General features: G+C 68.8%; 20 protein-coding genes. 14 read left to right on the top strand and 6 right to left on the bottom strand.

The features are described 5' to 3' along the window. Nucleotides 1–2: 2 nt before the first annotated feature. The 4 genes from RAN53_RS02705 to leuS form a co-directional block, all read right to left on the bottom strand. The gene (locus tag RAN53_RS02705) at nt 3–395 is read right to left on the bottom strand and encodes a PA2779 family protein (protein ID WP_305795454.1); all 393 of its coding nucleotides are present in this window, start codon (nt 393–395) and stop codon (nt 3–5) included. 321 nt (nt 396–716) lie between these two features. Continuing rightward, complete coding sequence (gene holA, locus RAN53_RS02700; protein ID WP_305795277.1) at nt 717–1,775, bottom strand: DNA polymerase III subunit delta; 1,059 nt, start codon at nt 1,773–1,775, stop codon at nt 717–719. Between the two features lie 171 nt (nt 1,776–1,946). Then, complete coding sequence (gene lptE, locus RAN53_RS02695) at nt 1,947–2,426, bottom strand: LPS assembly lipoprotein LptE (protein WP_305795276.1); 480 nt, start codon at nt 2,424–2,426, stop codon at nt 1,947–1,949. A 26-nt stretch (nt 2,427–2,452) separates the two neighbouring features. After that, nucleotides 2,453–5,047 carry a leucine--tRNA ligase gene (gene leuS, locus RAN53_RS02690; protein WP_305795275.1) on the bottom strand — a complete coding sequence of 865 codons (2,595 nt, stop codon included), beginning with the start codon at nt 5,045–5,047 and terminating at the stop codon, nt 2,453–2,455. A 211-nt stretch (nt 5,048–5,258) separates the two neighbouring features. Here leuS and RAN53_RS02685 point away from each other — a divergent pair, with 211 nt between their 5' ends. After that, the gene (locus RAN53_RS02685; RefSeq protein WP_305795274.1) at nt 5,259–5,777 is read left to right on the top strand and encodes a zinc ribbon-containing protein; all 519 of its coding nucleotides are present in this window, start codon (nt 5,259–5,261) and stop codon (nt 5,775–5,777) included. Between the two features lie 4 nt (nt 5,778–5,781). Here the strand turns inward: RAN53_RS02685 and RAN53_RS02680 are convergent, their stop codons facing one another. Beyond that, on the bottom strand, nt 5,782–7,026 hold the full coding sequence (locus RAN53_RS02680; RefSeq protein WP_305795453.1) for a hypothetical protein: 1,245 nt from the start codon (nt 7,024–7,026) through the stop codon (nt 5,782–5,784). Nucleotides 7,027–7,142: 116 nt separating this feature from the next. Then, nucleotides 7,143–8,048: a LysR family transcriptional regulator gene (locus RAN53_RS02675; RefSeq protein ID WP_305795273.1), complete on the bottom strand. Its 906-nt coding sequence runs from the start codon at nt 8,046–8,048 to the stop codon at nt 7,143–7,145. A gap of 299 nt (nt 8,049–8,347) precedes the next feature. On the opposite strand from RAN53_RS02675, the gene leuC reads away from it, so the two are divergent. The 13 genes from leuC to RAN53_RS02610 all read left to right on the top strand — a co-directional run bounded on the left by leuC (nt 8,348) and on the right by RAN53_RS02610 (nt 23,340). Then, entirely contained in the window at nt 8,348–9,799 is a 1,452-nt protein-coding gene (leuC, locus tag RAN53_RS02670) for a 3-isopropylmalate dehydratase large subunit (RefSeq protein WP_305795272.1), read from the top strand. Between the two features lie 3 nt (nt 9,800–9,802). Continuing rightward, a complete protein-coding gene (leuD, locus tag RAN53_RS02665; protein WP_305795271.1) occupies nt 9,803–10,456 on the top strand; it encodes a 3-isopropylmalate dehydratase small subunit in 654 nt (217 codons plus the stop codon). A 175-nt stretch (nt 10,457–10,631) separates the two neighbouring features. Further along, nucleotides 10,632–11,711, top strand: a complete 1,080-nt coding sequence (gene leuB, locus RAN53_RS02660) for a 3-isopropylmalate dehydrogenase (RefSeq protein WP_305795270.1) — start codon at nt 10,632–10,634, stop codon at nt 11,709–11,711. Between the two features lie 185 nt (nt 11,712–11,896). Beyond that, nucleotides 11,897–13,009 carry an aspartate-semialdehyde dehydrogenase gene (asd, locus tag RAN53_RS02655; protein WP_305795269.1) on the top strand — a complete coding sequence of 371 codons (1,113 nt, stop codon included), beginning with the start codon at nt 11,897–11,899 and terminating at the stop codon, nt 13,007–13,009. A 247-nt stretch (nt 13,010–13,256) separates the two neighbouring features. Then, on the top strand, nt 13,257–16,052 hold the full coding sequence (locus RAN53_RS02650; protein WP_305795268.1) for a FimV/HubP family polar landmark protein: 2,796 nt from the start codon (nt 13,257–13,259) through the stop codon (nt 16,050–16,052). 7 nt (nt 16,053–16,059) lie between these two features. Further along, nucleotides 16,060–16,983, top strand: a complete 924-nt coding sequence (gene truA, locus RAN53_RS02645; protein WP_305795452.1) for a tRNA pseudouridine(38-40) synthase TruA — start codon at nt 16,060–16,062, stop codon at nt 16,981–16,983. Then, complete coding sequence (locus tag RAN53_RS02640) at nt 16,980–17,609, top strand: phosphoribosylanthranilate isomerase (protein ID WP_305795267.1); 630 nt, start codon at nt 16,980–16,982, stop codon at nt 17,607–17,609. Before truA ends, RAN53_RS02640 begins: the two co-directional genes overlap by 4 nt. Before the next feature lie 68 nt (nt 17,610–17,677). Beyond that, nucleotides 17,678–18,892 (top strand): tryptophan synthase subunit beta, encoded by a 1,215-nt coding sequence (gene trpB, locus RAN53_RS02635; RefSeq protein ID WP_305795266.1) that lies wholly within the window; start codon nt 17,678–17,680, stop codon nt 18,890–18,892. 15 nt (nt 18,893–18,907) lie between these two features. Further along, complete coding sequence (gene trpA / locus RAN53_RS02630) at nt 18,908–19,720, top strand: tryptophan synthase subunit alpha (protein WP_305795451.1); 813 nt, start codon at nt 18,908–18,910, stop codon at nt 19,718–19,720. A gap of 73 nt (nt 19,721–19,793) precedes the next feature. After that, nucleotides 19,794–20,822: an acetyl-CoA carboxylase, carboxyltransferase subunit beta gene (gene accD / locus RAN53_RS02625; RefSeq protein WP_305795265.1), complete on the top strand. Its 1,029-nt coding sequence runs from the start codon at nt 19,794–19,796 to the stop codon at nt 20,820–20,822. Continuing rightward, nucleotides 20,794–22,098: a bifunctional tetrahydrofolate synthase/dihydrofolate synthase gene (gene folC / locus RAN53_RS02620; protein WP_414842950.1), complete on the top strand. Its 1,305-nt coding sequence runs from the start codon at nt 20,794–20,796 to the stop codon at nt 22,096–22,098. The genes accD and folC overlap by 29 nt, the downstream gene beginning before the upstream one ends. Next, nucleotides 22,095–22,754: an SPOR domain-containing protein gene (locus tag RAN53_RS02615; RefSeq protein ID WP_305795264.1), complete on the top strand. Its 660-nt coding sequence runs from the start codon at nt 22,095–22,097 to the stop codon at nt 22,752–22,754. Before folC ends, RAN53_RS02615 begins: the two co-directional genes overlap by 4 nt. A gap of 1 nt (nt 22,755) precedes the next feature. Then, nucleotides 22,756–23,340: a CvpA family protein gene (locus RAN53_RS02610; RefSeq protein WP_305795263.1), complete on the top strand. Its 585-nt coding sequence runs from the start codon at nt 22,756–22,758 to the stop codon at nt 23,338–23,340. Nucleotides 23,341–23,456 lie beyond the last annotated feature (116 nt).

Genomic DNA, 23,456 nt, shown 5'->3' with positions numbered 1-23,456 from the left:
ATTCAGCGAGTGAAGGGGAAGACGTTGGTCAGGCCGAGGATGTCGGTCACCAGCAGGATCACGAAGACGGCGAACAGCGCACCGACCACGCTGGCACCGGCGGGCATCTGGTCGAGACGCTCGGCCATCTGGGCGGCTTCGGCGTCGGAGAGGGCCGCGACACGGGCCTCGACCTCGGCGGGGTCCACACCCTGGGCGACCAGCTGTTCGCGAACGTCATCCCGTGCCAGTACGGCATGAATCCGCTCTCGGTCGGACTGGACGCGCTCCGCGGCGAGGGCGTCCTGGGTGGTGACCATGCCGCCGGCGGGTGAGGGGGCGGCGGCGACCGGCAAGCTGCCCAGCACCAGGGCGGCGATCAGCAGCGGGCTGAGGAAACGGCAGATCTTCTTCATCATGTCGGTGTTCCTTCTTCTTTGAGTGGGCTTCCGGCTCCAGGATGATCCACGCGTCGCGTCCTGGCGACTGTGTGGCGTCACGATGATGCCTGCCCAGTATAGGACGAAATGGTGTTCGATTTCATACCCTTGTCATCACGAGTCAAGGCTATTGCAGATAGCTGGCATTGCTCTGGGCCGTTCCGTCGACAAGCCTGCGGGGAGGCGCTGTGAATACTTCCCTGTACGCTACCGACGCCATCCCTGGCGTAGGACCTCCCCTTCGGCTTGTCCCCGGCGCCCCTCGCACCTGATAGTAGCCATAGTAACAATCAGGCATCAGCCAATGCGGTAGGAGGAGGGCAGTTCGGCGAGCAGGCCGCGCCCGCCGGCCAGTGTCAGCGCCAGGTCGTGGAGGCCATCCTGCAGGGGCAGGGCGGCGGCACCCTTGATGGCCAGGTCCAGGCGCTGGGCGAACAGCAGTAGCTTGTGCAGGCGCTTCACCGGCAGGCGGCCGAGGGCCTGCTGGTAGGCGGGGCGGCGCTTCTCGAAGATGGTCGGCTTCTGGGCCTTGCAGGCGTGCTCGAAGCTCTGGCCCTGGTCGAGATGCTGGTGCAGCGAGAGCAGGGTGCGCAGTTCCCGGGTCAGGGCCCACAGCACGATGGGGGGCTCCACCCCCTCGCCGGCGAGGCCGGTCATGATGCGAGCGACCCGCGAGCGTTCGCCCTTGAGGCAGGCATCCACCAGGGTGAAGACATCGAAGCGGGCGCTGTCCTCCACGCCGCCGGCGACGTCCCGGGGCGCGACCCGGCTGCCCTGGGGCAGCAGCAGGGCAAGCTTCTGCAGTTCCTGGTCGGCGGCCAGCAGGTTGCCTTCGGTGCGTTCGCCCAGCAGGCGGGCGGCGTCCAGGTCGAGGTTGAGGCCGTGGCGTGTGGCCCGGTCGCGCAGCCAGAACCCCAGCCGCGAGACGTCCACCGGCCACACCGGCACGAAGAGTCCCGCCTTGTCGAGGGCCTGGAACCAGGCGCTCTTCTGCTGGCGGAAGTCGAGCTTGCCCATGGCCAGCAGCAGCACGTTGTCGCTGCCCTTCATCTCCTCGGCGTAGGCCTTGAGAGCCTTGGCGCCCTCCTGGCCCAGGTTGCTGCCGGACAGGCGCAGCTCGATCAGCTTGGCGCTGGCGAACAGCGACAGGCTGGCCGAGGCCTCGTGAAGGCGTCCCCAGGCGAAGTTGCCCTCCACGTGGAGCACCTCGCGCTCCTCGATGCCGCGCTCGCGGGCCGCGGCGCGCACGGCGTCGCAGGCTTCCATGTGCTGCAGCGGCTCCTCGCCGGCGACGATCACCACCGGGGGCAGCTTCTTCGCCAGGGCATCGGCCAGTTTATCGGGGAAGACTTTCAACGAGTGCATCCTTTGCCAACGGGGCTGATCCGGGGACAGGCCCCGAAGTGTCGGACCATCGAGGAGGCGCTGTGAACCCCTCCCTGGGCGCTACCGATGCCATCCCTGGCATAGGACCTCCTCTCCGACCTGTCCCCGGCGCCCCTTTCCCGGTATCTCAAGTTTTGGAATCTATAGTGAGCGCAGTCGCTCCATCAGCTGTCGGACGGCCTCCTCGAGCAGTTCCTCGCGCGTCTCCTCGCGGCGCTCCTCGCGGCCCAGCAGATCGCCATCGTCCACGCTGTAGATGCGGCTGACCTCGAGTCGCTGCTGGTCGAGCAGGTAGGCGCCATCGTTTCGCTGCACGGAGAAGGGCGCGACGAGGCGCATCTCCTCGTCGCGGGGGCCCGAGCTCAGCACGCTCAGGCGGCGTTGGCGGAACACGGGCGCTCCCAGGTTGAGGGTCAGCCCGGCGCCGTCATGCACCTGGGTGCCGGCGGCCGTCAGGCGCCGTTCGGCCAGCCGCGCCAGGTCGCTGTCGGGTCCCGCCAGGGCGAGCTCACTCAGCGGTGCCGAGGGGGTGTCGAGGCCGCGCAGGCGAAAGCCGCAGCCGGCGAGGGCCAGGCCGGCACCGCCGACGAGGCCCAGGGTAAGGAAGGTGCGTCGCTGCATGGGTCGCTCCCTGTGTCGTGGCGGCATCAGCCCACCACGATATTGACCAGCTTGCCCGGCACCACGATCACCTTGCGCACCGTCTTGCCCTCGGTGTGGCGCTGGACGTTCTCGGCGGCGAAGGCCTCGGCCTCGACCGCGGCCTTGTCGGCATCGGCGGCTACCTCGATGCGTGCCCGCAGCTTGCCGTTGACCTGTACCACCAGCTCGATGCTGTCGCGGGCCAGGGCGCTCTCGTCGACCCCCGGCCAGCGGGCGTCGATCGCCGGCTCCGCGTGTCCCAGCGCCGACCACAGTGCATGGCAGGCATGGGGGGTGATGGGGGCGAGCAGCAGCACGCAGGCCTCCACCGCCTCGCGCGCCACGGCCAGGTCCAGGGGCGAGGCCGCATCGCTCTGCTTGTGGAACTGGCCGATAGCGTTTGTCAGCTCCATCACCGCGGCGATGGCGGTGTTGAAGGTGGTGCGCCGGCCGATGTCGTCGCCCGCCTTGCGGACGGTCTCGTGGGTCTTGCGGCGCAGTTCGCGCTGGGCATCGTTGAGGGCGGCCGTGTCGAGCCTACCGGGCTCGCCCGCCTCGAGGTGCTCGCCGACCAGGCGCCAAAGGCGCTTGAGGAAGCGGTGGGCGCCCTCGACGCCGGCGTCGGACCACTCCAGAGACTGCTCCGGCGGGGCGGCGAACATCATGAACAGGCGCACGGTGTCGGCCCCGAAGCGGTCGATCATCGACTGGGGGTCGACGCCGTTGTTCTTCGACTTGGACATCTTCTCGATGCCGCCCATCGCCACGGGCTGGCCGTCCTCGATCAGCACGGCGCTGATCGGGCGCCCCTTGTCGTCGCGTTTGACCTCGACGTCGGCGGGATTGAACCACTGCTTGCCGCCGTTGGGCAGCTCCCGGTAGAAGGTCTCGGCGATCACCATGCCCTGGGTGAGCAGGCGCTGGAAGGGCTCATCGACGTTGACCAGGCCCAGGTCGCGCATCAGCTTGGTGAAGAAGCGTGCGTAGAGCAGGTGCAGGATAGCGTGCTCGATGCCGCCGATGTAGAGGTCCACCGGTAGCCAGTAGTCGGCACGCTCATCAAGCATCGCCTCGCGGTTGTCGGCGCAGCAGAAGCGCGCGAAGTACCAGGAGGACTCCATGAAGGTGTCGAAGGTATCGGTCTCGCGTACCCAGCCGTCGCCCAGTTCGGAGAACTCCGGCATGCGCTTGAGCGGCGAGCCGGTGGCATCCACGGTGACTTCCATGGGCAGCGCTACCGGCAGCTCCGCGTCGGAGAGCGGTGCGGTCTGGCCTTCGGGGCCATACTTGACCGGAATCGGCGCGCCCCAGTAGCGCTGGCGAGCCACGCCCCAGTCGCGCAGGCGATAGTTGGTCTTGACCTCGCCGCGGCCGAGTTCGGCGAGCCTGGCGGCGATGGCATCGAAGGCCGCCTCGAAGTCGAGGCCGTCGAACTCGCCGGAGTGGATCAGGGTGCCGTGTTCGTCATGGGCGCCCGCGGAGAGGTCCGGGGCCTGGCCATTGGCATCGGCGATCACTGCCTCGATGGGCAGGCCGTACTTGGTGGCGAACTCCCAGTCACGCTGGTCGTGGGCGGGCACCGCCATCACCGCACCGGTACCGAACTCCATCAGCACGAAGTTGGCCACATACACCGGCACCTCGCGGCCACTGAGCGGGTGCACCGCCACATGGCCGGTGGGCATGCCCTTCTTCTCGCGGGTGGCCAGTTCGGCCTCGGAGGTGCCGCCCTGGGCGCACTCCTCGCGGAAGGCGGAAAGCGCCGAGTTGCTCTCGGCGGCCTGTCTGGCCAGCGGGTGGTCCGCGGCCACCGCTACGTAGGTGACCCCCAGCAGGGTGTCGGGGCGGGTGGTGTAGACCGAGAGCGGCTCGCAGGCGGTGCCGTCGGCGGTCTTGATGTCGAACGAAAGCTCCACGCCGCGGGACTTGCCGATCCAGTTGCGCTGCATGGTCTTGACCTGCTCGGGCCACTCGATGTTCTCGAGGTCGGCCAGCAGTTCCTCGGCGTAGTCGGTGATGCGCAGGAACCACAGCGGGATCTCCTTGCGCTCCACCGGCGCGCCGGAGCGCCAGCCGCGACCGTCGATCACCTGCTCGTTGGCGAGCACCGTCTGGTCCACGGGGTCCCAGTTGACCGTGGACATCTTCTTGTAGACCAGCCCCTTCTCGACCAGCTTGGCGAAGAACCACTGCTCCCAGCGATAGTAGTCCAGGTCGCAGGTGGCGAACTCGCGGCTCCAGTCATAGGCGAAGCCCAGCGCCTTGAGCTGGTTGCGCATGTAGTCGATGTTGGCGTAGGTCCACTCGGCGGGCGGCACCCGGTTCTGGATCGCCGCGTTCTCGGCCGGCATGCCGAAGGCGTCCCAGCCCATGGGCTGCAGCACGTTCTTGCCCTGCATGCGCTGGTAGCGCGAGACCACATCGCCGATGGTGTAGTTGCGCACATGCCCCATGTGCAGCTTGCCGCTGGGGTAGGGGAACATCGACAGGCAGTAGAACTTCTCGCGGCTGGCATCCTCCACCGCCTTGAAGCACTGGTTCTTGTCCCAGAACTGCTGGGCGTCGCGTTCGATCTCTTGGGGCTTGTACTGTGCGTCCATCGCTGTCAACGGGTACCTTGGATGTCGGTTCGGCGCGCCGGCGGCGCACGCTCGTATGGCTTGTCCGGCGTCATGTTCCCTGTGCATGCTGGCGACAAGGCGTTGAACTGACGGCGGGAAGTCGTCTAAATGGTAGGCAGAGGATACCCCAGCACGGCGTCGCCCGGCTACGTTCGGCAGGCGCGCCCTATCCGCACATGAGGAGAGCATCATGAGTGAGACAGACCCCAAGGAACCGCAGGACCATCGCCTGAGGGACGGCTACGAGCGGATGCTGGATCGCCTTCGCGAGGGCGCCCATGAGCTGACCTGGGAGAACCTGCAGAAGGAGCTGGACGATGCGGTGGAGTTCGAGTCCGAGCTCGAGGAGTTCACCAGGGACGAACTCGCCCTGCTGCGCGCCTGGGTGGAGCGCGACCTCAAGGACATGCGCCGCTACCTGAGCGCCGGCGGCGAGGGCGTGGCGGCCTGGCTCGGCATCGATCTCTCGGCGCTGTCACGCAAGGTCAGCGAGTCTCTGCTCTCCATCGCCGACCGCAGCGTGGTGGAGCGGGAGCGCTTCGAGGAGGATCTCGAGGCGGCACGCGCCGACTACTGCGAGGGCGAGATGGCGGTACCCGGCCGATTGGCCTGCGTGCACTGCGACGCCGAGGTGGAGCTGCCCGAGATGACGCGTATCGAACCCTGTCACCAGTGTGGCCATCGCTACTTCCGGCGGGTGTCGCAGTAGGCCGTCAAAGCCAGGCGTCGAGCAGCACGATGCCTGACACCACCAGCGCGGAGAGGGCGGCGGCATAGCCCAGGTTGTGGCGCATCATGCGCGTGCCACTGACCCCATAGCGCCCCTGCAGCGAGAGGTTGATGCCGGAGAGTGGTCCCACCGAGGTGCCCACCGCCCAGGCGGCCAGGGCGACGAAGGCGAACAGTGTCTGGCGCTCGCCCGGCAGTTCCAGCATCGAGGCGAGCACCGAGACGCCGATGATCGGATGCAACCCGACGACGGCGCTGGCCACGATGGCCAGGAAGCTGGCGATGGCCTGGGGGGCCGCGAAGCGCTCGAACAGCTGCCAGTCGCTGCCCGTGGCGGCGGTGATGTAGGCCGATAGCCCCTGGGTGAGCAGCCCGGCACACAGGAACAGTGAGATCTCGCCGCGCATCGCCGGCAGTCGCTCCAGGGCATGGCCACGCACCCGCTGCAGGGTCCAGCGCGGGCCGCGGGGCAGGTTGCTGGCCAGCGCCACACCGGGCAGCAGGAAGGTGATGATGCTGACGATGGAGAGCCACGGGGTTAGCCCGTAGTGGAACAGCATCACCAGGCTCGCCATGGCCACCGGCATCAGCAGGCTCCTTGGCGACAGCGAGTAGCCCGCCACCGTGTCCAGATCGAAGCGTCGTGACAGGTCGAGCAGCGACAGGGTGCCGGCGGCCAGCCCCAGGGGCAGGCCGAAGGCGAGGATGGTGGCATAGTTCATCTGCGGCGCCAGGGTCATCACCACCCCCATGGAGGCGAAGAAGGGCGACCACAGCGCGGCGCTGGAGAGGCCGCGATTGAGGGCCAGCAGCTGCGGCAGGGAGAGCTCGCCATGGCGACGCAGGCGGTCGCCGACCATGAACACCGTGGAGAGGTTGAGGATCGCCCCGAGCAGGTGCACCCCGATCCAGGTGCCGGCGGTACCGCGTGGGCCGGTGAGCGCGCTGCCGGGGGGCGGCGCATGCCCCCGATGAGTGCCGATCAGGCCGATGAAGCTCACCCCCACCAGCATGGCCACCACGTAAACGTTGCCGTCCAGCAGATGACCCCAGGCGATCTCGGCGTCGTGGAACAGCGCGGCGGCAAGCAGCAGAGCGACCCCCACGCCGGCCAGGGCGAGTGCCTGGCGGCGATTGCCCCGACGCAGGTCCGGCCACAGCAGGCCCACCGCCAGCCAAAAGGCGACGCTGACCACCGGCAGCGCCACGGGCAGCCCGGCCAGGCGCATGACCTGCAGCACCAGGCCGGTCAGGATCAGGCCGCCGGCGAAGACATGACGCAGCGGCGTTGGAAGGGAAGTGGAGTGGGGCACGTCGAGAGGCTCCTGGCGGTCAAGTGAGCAGTCTAACCAATTCCGCGAGACAGCGACCGCGCGTCCGGTTCGCGTGCCGCCTCGAGCTGCTCGAGCATGGCCCGGGTCGCGTTGGAGAGCGTCCTGTTGCGGTGCACCAGGTAACCCAGGGGACGGTGGATCGGCGGCTGGTCGACCTCGAGCTCATGCAGCTCATCGGCCACCAGCCGCTCCGGCAGCAGGCTCCAGCCCAGGCCGATGGCGGTCATCATCTTCAGGGTCTCGAGATAGTTGGTGGAGAGCGCCACCGGCAGGTGCAGGCCGGCGGCTTCGAAACGCGCCTCGATCAGGCCGCGGGTGAAGGTCAGCGGTCCGGGCAGCACGGCGTCGAAGTCGCACAGCTCGTCGAGCCCCAGTCGCCCTCGGCCTGCCAGCGGGTGGTCGTGGGCACACACGAAGCAGAGGCGGTCGACCCACAGCGGTACCACCTCGAGCTGGGCGTGCGGATGCGGCGCCAGGGTCACCACGGCGATCTCCAGGGAGCCATCCAGCACCCCCTGGTAGGCCTCCTCGGAGTCGAGGAAGTGCAGGTCGAGGCGCACCTCGGGGTGGGCCCGGGTATAGGCCTTGAGCAGGGGAGGCAGGCGGTGCAGGCCGATATGATGGCTGGTGGCCAGGGTCAGGTTGCCGCCCACCGCCCCCGCCAGGTTGCCCAGCGCCCGACGGCTGTCGTTGACCATCATCAGGATCTCGCGGGCGCGGGGCAGCAGCACGCGTCCGGCCTCGGTGAGGGTGACGCGCCGGCCGATGCGGTCGAACAGCCGGGCGTCGACCTGGCCTTCGAGCACGGCGATGCGCTTGCTCACCGCCGGCTGGGTCAGGTGCAGCTGCTCGGCGGCGCGGGAGAAGCTGCCGCTGTCGGCCACGGCGAGGAAGGCCTGCAGGCTCTGGGTATCCACGACGCCTCCATTATGAATTCCAATTGGGAATGCGTAACATAAATAACATGAATTGATTTTATGGGCGAGGGGCGGGAAACTGCTCGCATAGCGCCAACGCCGAGCCCCGCGCGGTGCATTCCGCAGCAGCGGCGCCGGGGGCAGACCGCAAAGGAGGTCCTATGCCAAGGATGGCATCGGTAGCGTACAGGGACGTATTCACAGCGCCTCCTTGGAGGTCTGCCGCCGGGAAAGCCGCGTCGGTGGCGCAACCCCAAGACCGGACATGACAGGCAGGGCCCAGGGCCCGGGAGAACGATATGGCAGGCCAGACACTCTACGACAAGCTGTGGTCGCAGCACCTCGTCAAGGAGCGCGATGACGGCACCGCGCTGATCTACATCGACCGCCAGCTGCTCCACGAGGTGACCTCGCCCCAGGCCTTCGAGGGCCTGCGCCTGGCGGGTCGCAAGCCGTGGCGCCTGGATGCCAACCTGGCGACCCCGGACCATAACGTGCCCACCACCCTCAAGGAGCGTGCCGAGGGCAACGCCGGCATCAAGGACCCGGTGTCGCTGATCCAGGTGCAGACCCTGGACGACAACTGCGGCGAGTTCGGCATCGAGGAGTTCAAGATCAACGACCCCCGCCAGGGCATCGTCCACGTGGTGGGGCCGGAGCAGGGCGCCACCCTGCCGGGCATGACCGTGGTCTGCGGTGACTCCCATACCGCCACCCACGGTGCCTTCGGCGCCCTGGCCCACGGCATCGGCACCTCCGAGGTGGAGCATGTGCTGGCCACCCAGTGCCTGCTGGCCCAGAAGATGAAGAACATGCAGGTGCGCGTCGAGGGCCAGCTCGGCACCGGCGTCACCGCCAAGGACGTGGTGCTGGCCATCATCGGCCGGATCGGCACCGCCGGCGGCACCGGCTACGCCATCGAGTTCGCCGGCAGCGCCATCCAGGGCCTCTCCATGGAGGGCCGCATGACGGTGTGCAACATGGCCATCGAGGCCGGTGCCCGGGTCGGCCTGATCGCCGTGGATGACACCACCATCGACTACCTGCGCGATCGCCACTACGCGCCGACGGGCGAGCAGTGGGAGGCCGCGGTGGCCGACTGGCGTGGGCTCGTCTCCGACGACGCCGCCGAGTTCGACAAGGTGGTGGTGCTGGATGCCGCCGAGATCGAGCCCCAGGTCAGCTGGGGCACCAGTCCCGAGATGGTGACCGGCGTCTCCGGCGAGGTCCCCGACCCCGCCGAGCAGGATGATGACACCGTTCGCAACGGCTACACCCGCGCGCTTCAGTACATGGGCCTGGCCCCGAAGCAGAAGATCACCGATATCCGCCTCGACAAGGTGTTCATCGGCTCCTGCACCAACTCGCGCATCGAGGACCTGCGCGAGGCGGCCAAGGTGGCGCGCGGCAAGAAGGTGGCCGACTCCATCACGCTGGCCATGGTGGTGCCGGGCTCCGGCCTGGTGAAGCGCCAGGCCGAGGCGGAGGGCCTCGACAAGGTGTTCATCGAGGCGGGCTTCGAATGGCGCGAGCCGGGCTGCTCCATGTGCCTGGCCATGAACGCCGACAAGCTGGGTGCCGGCGAGCACTGCGCCTCCACCTCCAACCGCAACTTCGAGGGGCGCCAGGGCTATGGGGGTCGCACCCACCTGGTCAGCCCGGCCATGGCCGCCGCCGCCGCCATTGCCGGCCATTTCGTGGATGTGCGTCAGCTGGCGGCCAACGACGACACCCAGGTAGAGGAGGCCTGAATCATGAAGAAGTTCGAACGCACCGCAGGTCTCGTCGCCCCCCTCGATCGGGCCAACGTCGACACCGACCTGATCATCCCCAAGCAGTTCCTCAAGTCGATCAAGCGCACCGGCTTCGGCGTCAACCTGTTCGACGAGCTGCGCTACTTGGATGAGGGCTACCCGGGCCAGGACTGCTCGCAGCGCCCGCTGAACCCCGATTTCGTGCTTAACCAGCCGCGCTACCAGGGCGCCAGCGTCTTGCTGGCGCGCCGCAACTTCGGCTGCGGCAGCTCCCGCGAGCACGCCCCCTGGGCGCTGGAAGACTTCGGCTTCCGGGTGGTGATCGCCCCCAGTTTCGCCGACATCTTCTACAACAACGCCTTCAAGAACGGCCTGCTGCTGGTGACCCTGCCCGAGGAGACAGTGGAGCGGCTGTTCCTGGAGGCGGCGGCCAGCGAAGGCTATGCCCTGGACGTGGACCTGGAGAAGTCGCGCATCACCACGCCCTCGGGTGAGGTCATCGAGTTCGAGGTGGACGCCTTCCGCAAGCACTGCCTGCTCGAGGGTCTCGACGACATCGGCATCACCCTGCAGGATGAGGACGCCATCCGCGCCTTCGAGGCGAAGCACCGCGCCGCGCGCCCCTGGTTGTTCCGCGATAGCGCCCAGGCCTGACACTCTCACGATCTTGCCGCCTGGATGCGGGGCTGATCCGGCGGCAGGCCTGCGAGGAGGCGCTGTGAACCCATCCCTGGGCGCTACCGACGCCATCCCTGGCGTAGGACCTCCTCTTCGGCCTGCCCCCGGCGCCCCGCTGCGAGTCCGGCGGTAACCTGACAAGGAAGAAGTTATGACTCAGAAGATTCTGGTACTGCCGGGTGACGGCATCGGCCCAGAGATCACCGCCCAGGCCAGCCGCATCCTGGCCGCCTGCCAGGCCCGCGGCCTGGATGTCGAGATCGAGGAGGGGTTGCTGGGCGGCGCCGCCTATGACGTGCATGGCGAGCCGCTGCCCGCGGAGACCCTCGAGAAGGCCAGGGCGGCCCGCGGCATCCTGCTGGGTGCCGTGGGTGGTCCCAAGTGGGACCGGATCGAGGACCTCGCCAAGCGGCCCGAGAAGGGGCTGCTCGGCGTTCGCAAGCAGCTGGGCCTGTTCGGCAACCTGCGTCCGGCCATCACCTACCCGCAGCTGGCCGAGGCCTCCAGCCTCAAGCGCGAGCTGGTCGCCGGCCTCGATATCATGATCGTGCGCGAGCTCACCGGTGGCATCTACTTCGGTCAGCCCCGCGGCATCGAGGAGCGTGACGGCGAGCGTGTCGGCTTCAACACCTACGTCTACTCCGAAAGCGAGATCGAACGCATCGGCCGGGTGGCGTTCGAGATGGCCCAGAAGCGCAACAAGAAACTGTGCAGCGTGGACAAGGCCAACGTGCTCGAGGTCACCATCCTGTGGCGCGAGGTGATGGAGCGCCTGGCGCCGGAGTATCCCGACGTCGAACTCTCCCATATGTACGTCGATAACGCCGCCATGCAGCTGGTGCGTGCCCCCAAGCAGTTCGACGTGGTGGTCACCGGCAACATGTTCGGTGACATCCTCTCGGATGCCGCCGCCATGCTCACCGGCTCCATTGGCATGCTGCCCTCCGCCTCGCTCAACGAGAGTGGCCAGGGGATGTACGAGCCCTGCCACGGCAGCGCCCCGGACATCGCCGGCCAGGGCGTCGCCAACCCGCTAGCCACCATCCTCTCGGTGGCCATGATGCTGCGCTACTCCCTGGACGCGCCGACCCTGGCCAAGCGGATCGAGGAGGCGGTGGGCAAGGTGCTGGACGACGGCCTGAGAACCGCCGATATTGCCTCGGAGGGCACGCGCACCGTCTCCACCATCGAGATGGGAGATGCGGTGCTGGCCGCCTTCGAGGCGCTCTGATCTCGATTATTGTGGGAGCCCGATTTATCGGCGATTGCGGTGGTACAAGGGCGCCTGCCGGCGCCATCGCGCAGAATCTGCGCTCCCACGAAGAGCGATAGCCCTGAGTCGTTACTGGGCCCGCCTGCGAGGCGGGCCCGGTTTCTGTATAATATGTCCCACATTCGATTTCTGGAGGACTTCACATGTTGAAAGTCGGTTTCGTCGGTTGGCGCGGCATGGTGGGCTCGGTACTCATGCAGCGCATGGTGGAGGATGGAGACTTCAAGGGCATCGAGCCGGTCTTCTTCACCACCTCCCAGGTCGGTCAGGCCGGCCCCGACGTGGGTGTGGACGTGCCGCCGCTCAAGGATGCCTTCGACCTCGACGCGCTCAAGGCGCTGGATGTGATCGTCACCTGCCAGGGCGGCGACTACACCAAGAAGGTCTACGCCGACCTGCGCCAGGGGGGCTGGAAGGGCTACTGGATCGATGCCGCCAGCACCCTGCGCATGGAGGATGACGCCACCATCGTGCTCGACCCGGTCAACCGTCACGTCATCGATGCCCAGCTGGCCCGCGGCGCCAGGACCTTCGTCGGTGGCAACTGCACCGTCAGCCTGATGCTGATGGGCCTGGGCGGGCTGTTCGAGGCCGACATGATCGAGTGGATGACCTCCATGACCTACCAGGCGGCCTCCGGCTCCGGCGCCAAGCATATGCGCGAGCTGCTCAACCAGATGGGTGGCCTGCGTGACAGCGTGGCCGACGAGCTGTCCGACCCCGCCAGCGCCATCCTCGATATCGACCGCAAGGTCACCGCGGCGATGCGCTCGGGCGAGTTCCCCACCGACAACTTCGGCGCGCCGCTGGCCGGCAGCCTGCTGCCGTGGATCGACACCAAGCTCGACAACGGCCAGAGCCGCGAGGAGTGGAAGGGCAGCGTGGAGACCAACAAGATCCTTGGCCTCCAGGACAACCCCATCCCCATCGATGGCCTCTGCGTGCGTATCGGTGCCATGCGCTCCCACAGCCAGGCCTTCACCATCAAGCTCAAGAAGGACGTTCCCATCGATGAGATCGAGGATCGTCTGGCCAGGCACAACGATTGGGTCAAGGTGGTGCCCAACGACAAGGAGGCCACCATCCGCGACCTGACGCCGTCCGCCGTGACCGGCACCCTCGGCGTTCCGGTGGGCCGCCTGCGCAAGCTGGCCATGGGCGGTGAGTACCTCTCCGCCTTCAGCGTCGGCGACCAGCTGCTGTGGGGAGCCGCCGAGCCGCTCAAGCGCATGATCGCGATTCTCAGGCAGCAGTAATCGCGCCGCGTGCCGGCGGTCGTTCGACAACGGGGCGCCCCTTGGGGCGCCCCGTTGTCTGTTCGTGAGCGGTGAATTCGTCACGTCAGGATCAATGGCTTACGTTGAAGGGCAAGGCGCCCGGATGATGTTCACGGGCGCAGCGGTAGCAGATTTATGATACATAGGCGGTAAGAAGAAGATGACATAACGGCTTCGCCTCGGCTGAGTGACGCGTCAGGCTCGCCGCCGTCTGCAAGGGAATCTCATGAAACGCAAGCTGACACTCGCCATGCTGCTCTCGCTCTCTGCCACCAGCTCCACGGCGCTGGCCCTGGGGCTCGGAGAGGCGGAAGTGCGTTCGACCCTCAATGCGCCACTGCGCGCCTCGGTTCCCCTGGTGGATGCCGGTGGCATCCAGCCCGGCCTGCTCAACGTCTCGGTGGCCGACGATCGGGCCTATGCCGCCGCCGGTCTCTCACGCACGCCGCTCGCCGCCAGCGTGAGGCTGGCGGTGGAGCGACGCCAGGGGCGTCTGGTCGTCGACCTCACCACCGAGCGGCCGGTGCGCGAGCCCTGGCTCGATCTGTTGCTGCGCTTCGATTGGCCCACGGGTCAGCAGGTGCGAGAGGTGACACTGCTGCTCGATCCCCCCAACTATGCCGAGATGCCGGCACTGGTGACCGGCAGCCGACAGGTGGCGGCATCCTCCAGGACGGCTCAGCCGGATCGGCAGGCGACGTCAGCCGCCACCTCGCCGTCACCCCGTCCGGCCGCCACCACGAACCGGGACCCCGCCTGGGTGCGCAGCGGCGACACCCTCTGGGGAGTGGCCGGCCGCCTGAGGCCGGATAGTGGCATCAGCATGAACCAGATGATGGTGGCGTTGGTGGCGGCCAACCCCGAGGCCTTCCCCTCCGGCAACATCAACGCCATGCGTGCCGGCATCACCCTGGCGGTACCCGATCGCGCTACCATCACCGAGCGCTCGGAAGCAGACGCCGACCGCACCGTCAGCGCCATGAACCAGGCCTGGGCCAATCGCGGGAGCGGCGTCCCGGCTCGCGTGCCGCTGGGTGGCTCGGACGGTTCGGCGGCGACGAGTGTGGCGGCCACCGCGCCGGATACATCCCCGCAGGACCGGGCTTCCGCCGCCGAGGAAACAGATGCAGTGGCGTCCAGCGAGGATGCCGCTCAGGGCGAGCCACAGGCAGTCGATGAGACTGCTGCCGAGCCACGCCTGACCCTGCTGACCGATGCCCAGCTGGCGGCGGAGCAGGTGCTGGCCGCCGAGGCCCTGGGTGTCGATGGCGCTAGTCCCGCCGGGGGCGAGGCGGCCGGTGAGGGGGAGGGCGGTGCCGACCCGTTCCCGGAGCAGGCCGGCGGCGAGGCCTCCCCGCGGGTCGAGATCGACCCCGAATGGCTCGAGGTGCTCTACGGCGAGGGTGGCCTCAGCGAGGATCAGCGCCTGCTGCGCCTGGAAAACCGCTGGCAGCAGAGCCAGGCCCAGCTGGAGGCGGTTCAGGCGGAGCGCGACGAACTGCAGCAGGATCTCGGCGAGATGCGGGATGAGCTGGCGGCGCTGCGTGACCAGCTCGCCACGCTGACGGCCGGCGGCAGTGGCGCCGACGCTCCCGGCGGCGGTGGGCTGGATGCCGCGCCCGGCGGCGAGCAGGAGACGCCCTGGTGGGGCGGGCTCTACCCGGGAGCGCTGGATCGTAACCTGATGCTGGGGGGAGCCGGCCTGGCTGCGCTGCTCGCGCTGTGGCTGGCGGTGCGCCGGCGGCGCGGCAGAGAGGAGGGCGCCTCGCCGGAAGGGGGGGCGGTGCGCGTCGCCATCCCGGGGGCGGCCTCGCCGGTAGGGCCCTCGGCATCGACGACCGACGGCCTGCCTGCCGCCGACGCCGCGCGTGACGATGCCTCGGTGCGTGCCAGCCTGCCCCAGGCGGAGGCGATCAACGAGGCCGATATCTTTATCGCCTACGGTCGTTACGACCAGGCGCGGGAACTGCTGGACGCGAACCTGGCCCGTGAGCCCGAGCGGGACGACCTGCGTCTCAAGCTGCTCGGTGTCCACCTGGAGCAGGGCAGCCGCGAGGCCGCCCAGCGTGAGCTGGCCACCCTGCGCGAGGGTGGCAACCCGGCGGTGATCGAGGAGGCCGAGGGGATGATGGCACGCCACGGGCTCGCCGCCGGGGAGCCGGGCCGCGTCGATCCCGAGCCGCGGGGCGAGCGCGCCGACTTCGGTGAAGCGGCCGCCTTCCCGCCGCGACTCTTCGACGAGCCGTCCGATGCCGATGCGGAGGATCCGGCAGCCGAGACGGGTGCCTCGATGCTGGCCGATCATGAGCCTTCGGCGTCGCCCGGTGATGCCTCGCCATACCGCCGCCCGGAGGCCACCGATGATGCCGCCGCAGACAGGGCCGGTGAGCAGGGTGCCGACGATGAGGCCGGTCCCGCCGCCGAGCGGGCGTCACCGCTGGCCACGGCGTCGACACCCCCCGAGGCCACGGCGGCCCCCGGCGCCATGGAGGGGCTGGAGCGGGAGCCGGAGCTTTACCCTGAAGCAGAGCAGGAGCAGGAGCAGGAGCAGGAGCAGGAACCGGAAGAAGCCTCCCCGCTGCCCGAGGTGGCCACCCGGCGCCTCGATGATGGCCGCGAGGTGATCGACTACCGTCCGCCCAGCCTCGATGACTCCACGCCCACCCGCGAGGAGATGCCCATGCAGCCGAGCGTCGATTTCACTACCGAAGGCCTGGGCGTGGCCGAGAAGGGGGCCGGCTTCGACGAGGGGGCGAGCCTGCCGCGTGGCGATGCCGGAGAGGGGCCCGGCGTGCGCCCGCTTGCCGATGACTGGGACGTCGAGGAGGTTTCCTTCCCGCCACTGCAGGCGGATAATGGTGGTTTTTCCATGAGCGCTGCCGAGCCCCTGGCCGAGACTCATCGCCTGGTCGAGGCCGGCGAATCCGGGCGGGCCCGCGAATTGCTCGATGAGCTGAGTCGCAGCGACGACCCGGCGATTCGCGACGAGGCCCTGGCGCTGCTCAGACGACTGGATGCCTGATCACCGCATGACCCTCTTCCACCACCTCGACGAACGCACCCCCATGACCGGACGCCTGGCCATGGGGGTGGAATATGACGGCAGTGCCTACTGTGGCTGGCAGTTCCTCAAGCACTCCCCCTCGGTACAGGCCTCGCTGGAGCAGGCCCTGGCCCGGGTGGCCGGCCACCCGGTTCGTGTCCATGCCAGCGGTCGCACCGACTCCGGTGTCCACGCTACGCGCCAGGTCATCCACTTCGATCCCCCGGTGTCGCGCTCCGAAAAGGCGTGGGTCTTCGGCACCAACGCCAACCTGCCCCGCGACATCGCCGTGCGCTGGGTCACCGAGGTGCCCGATGCGTTCCACTCGCGCTTCAAGGCCCTGGCGCGCCGCTATCGTTATGTGCTGCTCAATCAGCCGAGCCGCCCGGTGCTCGAGCGTGCCAACGTGACCTGGTGTCGTGACCCCCTGGACGCCGCTGCCATGCACCGCGCCGCCCAGGCGCTGGTGGGTGAGCACGACTTCTCGAGCTTCCGGGCCGCCGGCTGCCAGTCGAAGACTCCCTGGCGCCACCTGCACTTCATCGAGGTGCACCGCCACGGTCCGCTGGTGGTGGTCGACGTCCAGGGCAACGCCTTCCTGCACCATATGATCCGCAACATCGTCGGCGCCCTGGTCACCGTGGGCCGTGGCGAGCGTGGCGATGACTACCTGAGCGAGCTGATGGCGTTGAAGAACCGGCGGCTTGCCGACGTCACCGCCCCGGCCTGCGGCCTGCACTTCGTCGACTCCCTGTACGACGACCACTGGGGGCTGCCGCGCGAGCCGCTGGGTCCTAACCTGCTGGCTTTCCTGGGGGAGTGGACCGGCGAGCGACCGCTGCCGGACTGCCCCATGGTCGAGTTTCGTCGCGGCTGGCCGGTGGCGGCCGTCGAACGGGAGGCCACATGAGCGGACGCACGCGGGTGAAGTTCTGCGGCCTGACCCGGGTCGAAGACGTGGATGCCGCGGTGGCCGCGGGGGCCGATGCCCTGGGCTTCGTGCTCTGGCCGGGCAGCCGGCGCGCCATCGACGAGGCGCGGCTGGCCGAGCTCGTCGCGCGGGTACCGGCCTTCGTCACCCGGGTGGGGCTGTTCGTCGATGCCGAGCCGGCGTGGATCGCCCGCTGCGCGCCCCACCTCGACCTGCTGCAGTTCCACGGCGACGAGTCCCCCGAGGCGTGTGCCGCCGCCGGGCGCCCCTGGATCAAGGCCCTGCGCATGCGCGACGACCTCGATCCTGGCGCCGCCGCCGAGCGCTACGCCGGGGCCCGGGCGCTGCTGCTCGATGCCTACCGGCCCGGCGTGCCGGGGGGGACCGGCGAGACCTTCGACTGGTCGCGGATCCCCGCAAGCCTGGCAAAACCTGTTATCCTCGCCGGAGGCCTGAGCGCGGCCAATGCCGCCGAGGCCATCACGGCGGTCGCGCCCTTCGCACTCGATGTCTCCGGCGGTATCGAGGCCGCACCGGGCATCAAGGATGTCTCGCGCATGGCGGCCTTCATGGCCGCGGTACGCGATGGCGATCGGTGCCGGTGACGCCAGCGACCGCCGGAATACAAGCCCCTGTGAACCCAAGCCCAATGGCGACCTGTGAGGTGTCTTTCGTGAGCAAGTTCAGTGACCTGACCCGACTGCCGGATGCCCGCGGCCACTTCGGCCCCTATGGCGGCCGGTTCGTCTCGGAGACCCTGAGCTTCGCCCTGGACGAGCTGGAGAAGACCTACCTGAGTCTTCGTGATGATCCGGCCTTCCAGGCGGAATTCGACTATGACCTGGCCCACTATGTGGGTCGGCCGTCTCCGCTCTATCATGCCGAGCGGTGGTCGAAGCGGCTCGGCGGGGCGCAGATCTGGCTCAAGCGCGAGGACCTCAACCATACCGGCGCCCACAAGGTGAACAACACCATCGGCCAGGCGCTGCTCGCCAAGAAGAGCGGCAAGCCGCGGGTGATCGCCGAGACCGGTGCCGGCCAGCACGGCGTGGCCACCGCCACCGTGGCGGCACGGCTGGGCCTGGAGTGCGAGGTCTACATGGGCGCCGAGGATATCCAGCGTCAGAAGCTCAACGTCTATCGCATGCGCCTGCTGGGAGCCAACGTGATCTCGGTGGAGTCCGGTACCCGCACCCTCAAGGACGCCATGAACGAGGCGCTGCGCGACTGGGTCACCAACGTCGACGACACCTTCTACATCATCGGCACCGTGGCCGGCCCCCACCCCTACCCGATGCTGGTGCGTGACTTCAACTCCGTGGTAGGCCGCGAGGCGCGTCGCCAGTCCTTCGAGGAGTTCGGCAAACTGCCCGATGCGCTGGTCGCCTGCGTGGGCGGCGGCTCCAACGCCATGGGGCTGTTCTACCCCTTCGTCGAGGATGACGAGGTGGTGATGTACGGCGTCGAGGCCGGCGGCGACGGCGTCGAGACCGGTCGCCACGCGGCGCCGCTCTCCTCCGGCGCGCCGCGCGGCGTGCTGCACGGCAATCGCACCTATCTGATGTCCGACGAGGGCGGCCAGGTCTCCGACACCCACTCGGTGTCGGCGGGCCTCGACTACCCGGGCGTCGGCCCGGAGCATGCGCTCTGGAAGGATGTCGGCCGGGTCAACTACGTGGCCGCCAACGACACCGAGGTGCTCGAGGCGTTTCGTGAGCTGACCCTCGTCGAGGGCATCATGCCGGCCCTGGAGTCTGCTCATGCCCTGGCCTATGCCAAGGTGCTGGCGCCCACCATGCGCCCCGACCAGAACATCGTCGTCAACCTCTCCGGCCGCGGCGACAAGGACATCATGACCGTCGCCAAGATCGACGGGATCGAATTCTAGATGACGGGCCAGACCATGAATCGTATCGACCAACGCTTCGCCGAACTCAAGTCCCGGGGCCGCCGTGCGCTGATTCCCTATATCACCGCCGGCGACCCGTCGCCTGAGCACACCGTGGGGTTCATGCACGCCCTGGTGGAGGCGGGGGCCGACATCATCGAGCTGGGCGTGCCCTTCTCCGACCCCATGGCCGACGGTCCGGTGATCCAGAAGGCCTGTGAGCGGGCGCTCAAGCATGGCGTGCGCCTCTCCCACCTGTTCGAGATGGTGCGCGAGTTCCGTCAGACCGACGCCACCACCCCGGTGGTGCTGATGGGCTACCTCAACCCCATGGAGCGCATCGGCCTGGCGAGCTTCGCCGAGCAGGCCGCGGCGTCCGGCGTGGACGGCGTGCTGGCGGTGGACATGCCGCCCGAGGAGGCCGAGGAGCTCGGGCCGCTGCTCAAGTCCCACGGCCTCGCCTCGATCTTTCTCGTCGCGCCTACCACTTCCGAGGAGCGGGCCGCTACAATATGTGCCCATGGCGAGGGCTATCTCTATTACGTCTCGCTCAAGGGCGTCACCGGGTCCGCCATCCTCAATGCGTCGGACGTTGCCGACCACCTGGCCCCGCTGCGGCGCATGACCGAGCTGCCGCTGTGCGTGGGCTTCGGCATCCGCGACGGCGCCTCCGCCGCCGAGGTGGGCAAGGTGGCCGACGGCGTCATCGTCGGCTCGGCGCTGGTCAGCCGTATCGCCGCCAATGCCGAGACGCCCGAGGCGATTCCCGCCGAGCTCAAGGCAGTACTCGGCGAGATGCGTCAGGCCCTGGACGCGCTGGGCGCCTGAGACTCGCCACACGAATCGATCCATGCACCCGGGGCCTGCCCGGGTGTCGACACGAACACGGACCCTTTCTGACATGAGCTGGCTAGACAAGATCGTGCCCTCCATCGGGCGTATCCAGCGCCACGACCGCCGCGCAAGCGTACCCGACGGGTTGTGGCGCAAGTGTCCCAAGTGCGAATCGGTGCTCTACCTTCCCGAGCTCGAGAAGCAGCACAACGTCTGTCCCAAGTGCGATCACCACCTGCGCCTGACCGCCCGCAAGCGGCTCGACTGGTTCCTCGACAGGGAGGGCCGCGAGGAGCTCGCCGCCGAGGTGGAGCCGGTCGATCGCCTCAAGTTCCGCGACTCCAAGAAGTACAAGGACCGCCTGGCCGCGGCCCAGAAGGAGACCGGCGAGAAGGACGCCCTGATCGCCATGCGCGGCACCCTGGACGGCCTGCCGGTGGTCACCGTGGCCTTCGAGTTCTCCTTCATGGGGGGCTCCATGGGCGCCGTGGTGGGCGAGAAGTTCGTGCGCGCCGCTACCCTGGCCCTCGAGGAGCGCATCCCGCTGATCTGCTTCTCCGCCTCCGGCGGGGCGCGCATGCAGGAGGCACTGTTCTCGCTGATGCAGATGGCCAAGACCTCGGCGGCGCTGGAGAAGCTCAAGCAGGCCGGCGTGCCCTATATCTCGGTGCTCACCGACCCCGTGTTCGGCGGGGTCTCGGCGTCGCTGGCCATGCTCGGTGACCTCAACGTGGCCGAACCCAACGCCCTGATCGGTTTCGCCGGCCCGCGGGTCATCGAGCAGACCGTGCGCGAGAAGCTCCCCGAGGGCTTCCAGCGCAGCGAGTTCCTGCTCGAGCACGGCACCGTGGACATGATCGTGCATCGCCGCGAGATCCGTCACCGCCTGGGCCGAGTGCTGCGTAAGCTGACTCATCAGCCCGCCATGGGCGAGCCCGAACCACCGGTCACCCCGACGCCGGACCTGGTCGACGCGGCCGAGCAGGCACAGGCCCCCGAGCCGGCCGTGGCCGACCCCGCTGACGAGGTGCGAGATGCCGGCGCCGAGGGCGAGGCATCGGCGGACGATGAGGCGTCCGCTGAAGAGCGGCGCTGACGCCTCCATGAGCGAGGCGACGCCTACCACCACCCTGGACGCCTGGCTGGCCCGTCTCGAGGCCGCCCATCCCGTGGGGATCGACCTCGGCCTCGAGCGCGTTGCCGAGGTCGCCCGGCGCATGGGGCTGCTGGAGGGCCGCCTGGCCGGCCGCGTGATCACCGTGGCGGGCACCAACGGCAAGGGCTCCACGGTGGCCATGCTGGAGGCGCTGGCCCGCGCCCATGGCCTGACCACGGCGACCTATACCTCTCCTCATCTGGTCCGCTACAACGAGCGGCTGCGCCTCGACGGTCAGGAGGCCGACGACGCGACGCTGATCGCCGGCTTCGAGGCGGTGGAGGCGGCACGCCTGGCCGGCGCCCCCGTCAGCCTGACCTACTTCGAGGTGGGCACCCTGGGGGCGCTGTGGGCCATCTCGCAGCGGCCTTTCGACCTCGCCATCCTCGAGGTGGGCCTGGGTGGCCGGCTCGACGCGGTGAACATCATCGACCCCGACGTGGCGGTGGTGACCACCGTGGCTCAGGACCACGCCGCCTTCCTGGGTACCGACCTTGCGCAGATCGGCCGCGAGAAGGCCGGCATCCTGCGCCCAGGGCGTCCCGCGGTGCTGGGCAGCACCACGCTCCCCGCCAGCGTGCGGGAGGTCGCCGACGAGCTGGGTGCCCCCGTCTACGCCCTGGGCGAGGCCTACGCCTGGGATCCCACCCTCCCGGACCCCGGCCTGCCCCTGGATAATGCCGCCACGGCGCTCCAGGCCTTGAGTCTTGCTGGTGTGACGCTGGAGGACGAGGCGTGCCGGCGGGCACTCTCCGAGGTGCGCCTGCCCGGCCGCATGCAGTGGCTGGGGCAGTGGTGCCTGGACGTGGGCCACAACCCTCACGCGGCCGACTATCTGGCTGCCCGCTTGCGGGCCCGTCCCTGTCGCGGGCGTACCCTGGCGCTGCTGGCCATGCTCGGCGACAAGGACGCTCCCGGCGTGATCGCCGCCCTGGCGCCGGTTGTTGATGGCTGGGTAACGGCGAGCCTGGCCGGCGAGCGGGCGCGCAGCGCCGATGACCTGGCCGAACACCTCGAGGAACAGGGCGAGCGCGTCCTGCACCGCGCCGCCTCGCCCGGCGAGGCGGCGGCCTGGCTGGCCAGCCGGCTGGAAGCCGAGGACCGCGTGCTGGTATGCGGTTCCTTCTTCACGGTGGGCGAGGTACTGCAATGGCTGGCGAGTCACGCCTCGCCGGGTCAGACTGAGGACACGAGCTCCAGGGAGGTAGCCCCGTGAAGTACGGTATGCGAGAGCGTCTCAGTGGCGCCGTGATCCTGATTGCCCTGGCGGTGATCTTCGTGCCCATGCTGTTCGACGAGCCGGCCCCTCGGGACGAGCGTCCCGAGCCGGTGTTGAGCATCGATGCACCCATCGACGTCGAGCGACACGACGTCCCCGAGCCGGTGCCACCGGCCAGCCTGTCGGGGTCCGCTTCGTCCGACGAGGTGCCCGAGCCGGCTCCCCGGCTCTCTCCGGATGACCAGGCGAGTCCCGAGCCAGACCCGACCGGGATGGCCGGGGAGTCTCCCGCCGAGGAGCCGGCCGCCGAGCCCGCCATCGACCCGATCGCCGAGCTGGCGCGGGCCGCCGACCAGCGCCTGGCCGAGACCCCCTCGGCATCCGGTCAGGCCGACGCCGAGACGGTGGAGCCCGCCGTGGCGGAGGGCGAGTGGGCCGTTCAGGTGGGCAGCTTCGGCGAGCCGGCCAACGTCGAGAGGCTGCTGAGCCAGCTGCGCGACGAGGGCTTCAGCGCCTACAGCCGCCCGCGCGGCAACGACCTCACCACCGTCTACGTGGGACCCTTCGCCAGCTCCGAGGCCGGCGAACGGGCGGTCGCCGAGGTGAAGGCGCGGATCAACCTCCAGGGCCTGCTGGTGCGGGTGAGAGAGTGACATGACCCTGACCTGGCTCGATTGGACCTTTATCGCGCTGCTGGCGGTGACAGGTATCACTGGCCTGCTGCGTGGCCTGGTCCGCGAAGCCCTGGGCCTGGCGGCGTGGGTCGTCGCCCTGCTGGCGGCGCGTGTGCTGGCTCAGCCGGTGGCCGACCTGCTGGCCGGTGTCATCGACAGCGCCGATGGCCGCCTGGTGCTGGCCTTCGTGCTGGTGATACTCGGCGTGGTGCTGGCCTGCGGCATCATCATTCGCCTGCTGCAGGCCGCCGTGGAGTGGGTCGGCATGGGGCTGGTCAACCGGTTGCTGGGGGCCGCCTTCGGGGTGGCCAAGGGGGCCGCGATCCTGGTGCTGGTGACCATCGTGATCGGGCTGACGCCACTGGCCAGGCTGGAGGCGTGGCAGGGAGCGGTGTTGCGTCCGCATCTCGAACAGCTACGTGGCTGGGCGGTGAGCCACTTCGAGGCCTGGGATGGCCGGATTCCCGAGGCGCCCGGGTCGCTTGGCGAGCTCTCACTGCCGGGCGCCAAACCGGCCGAGGACGCCACGCCCGACAGCGACACGACGACGCCCTCCGAGAGATGATTTCCGAGTGCCGGCCCCGCGGGGCGCGGTGTCTCTACAAGCAAGTTCCAAGCAAGGCAAGTTTCAGTCAGAACTATCGCAGTTACAGGAACACAGGGGCGCTTGTCGCCAGATCA

Origin of the sequence: Halomonas sp. SSL-5, assembly GCF_030708455.1 — a bacterium.
GTDB lineage: Bacteria > Pseudomonadota > Gammaproteobacteria > Pseudomonadales > Halomonadaceae > Halomonas.
This window is presented reverse-complemented; position numbering and strand designations above follow the sequence as displayed.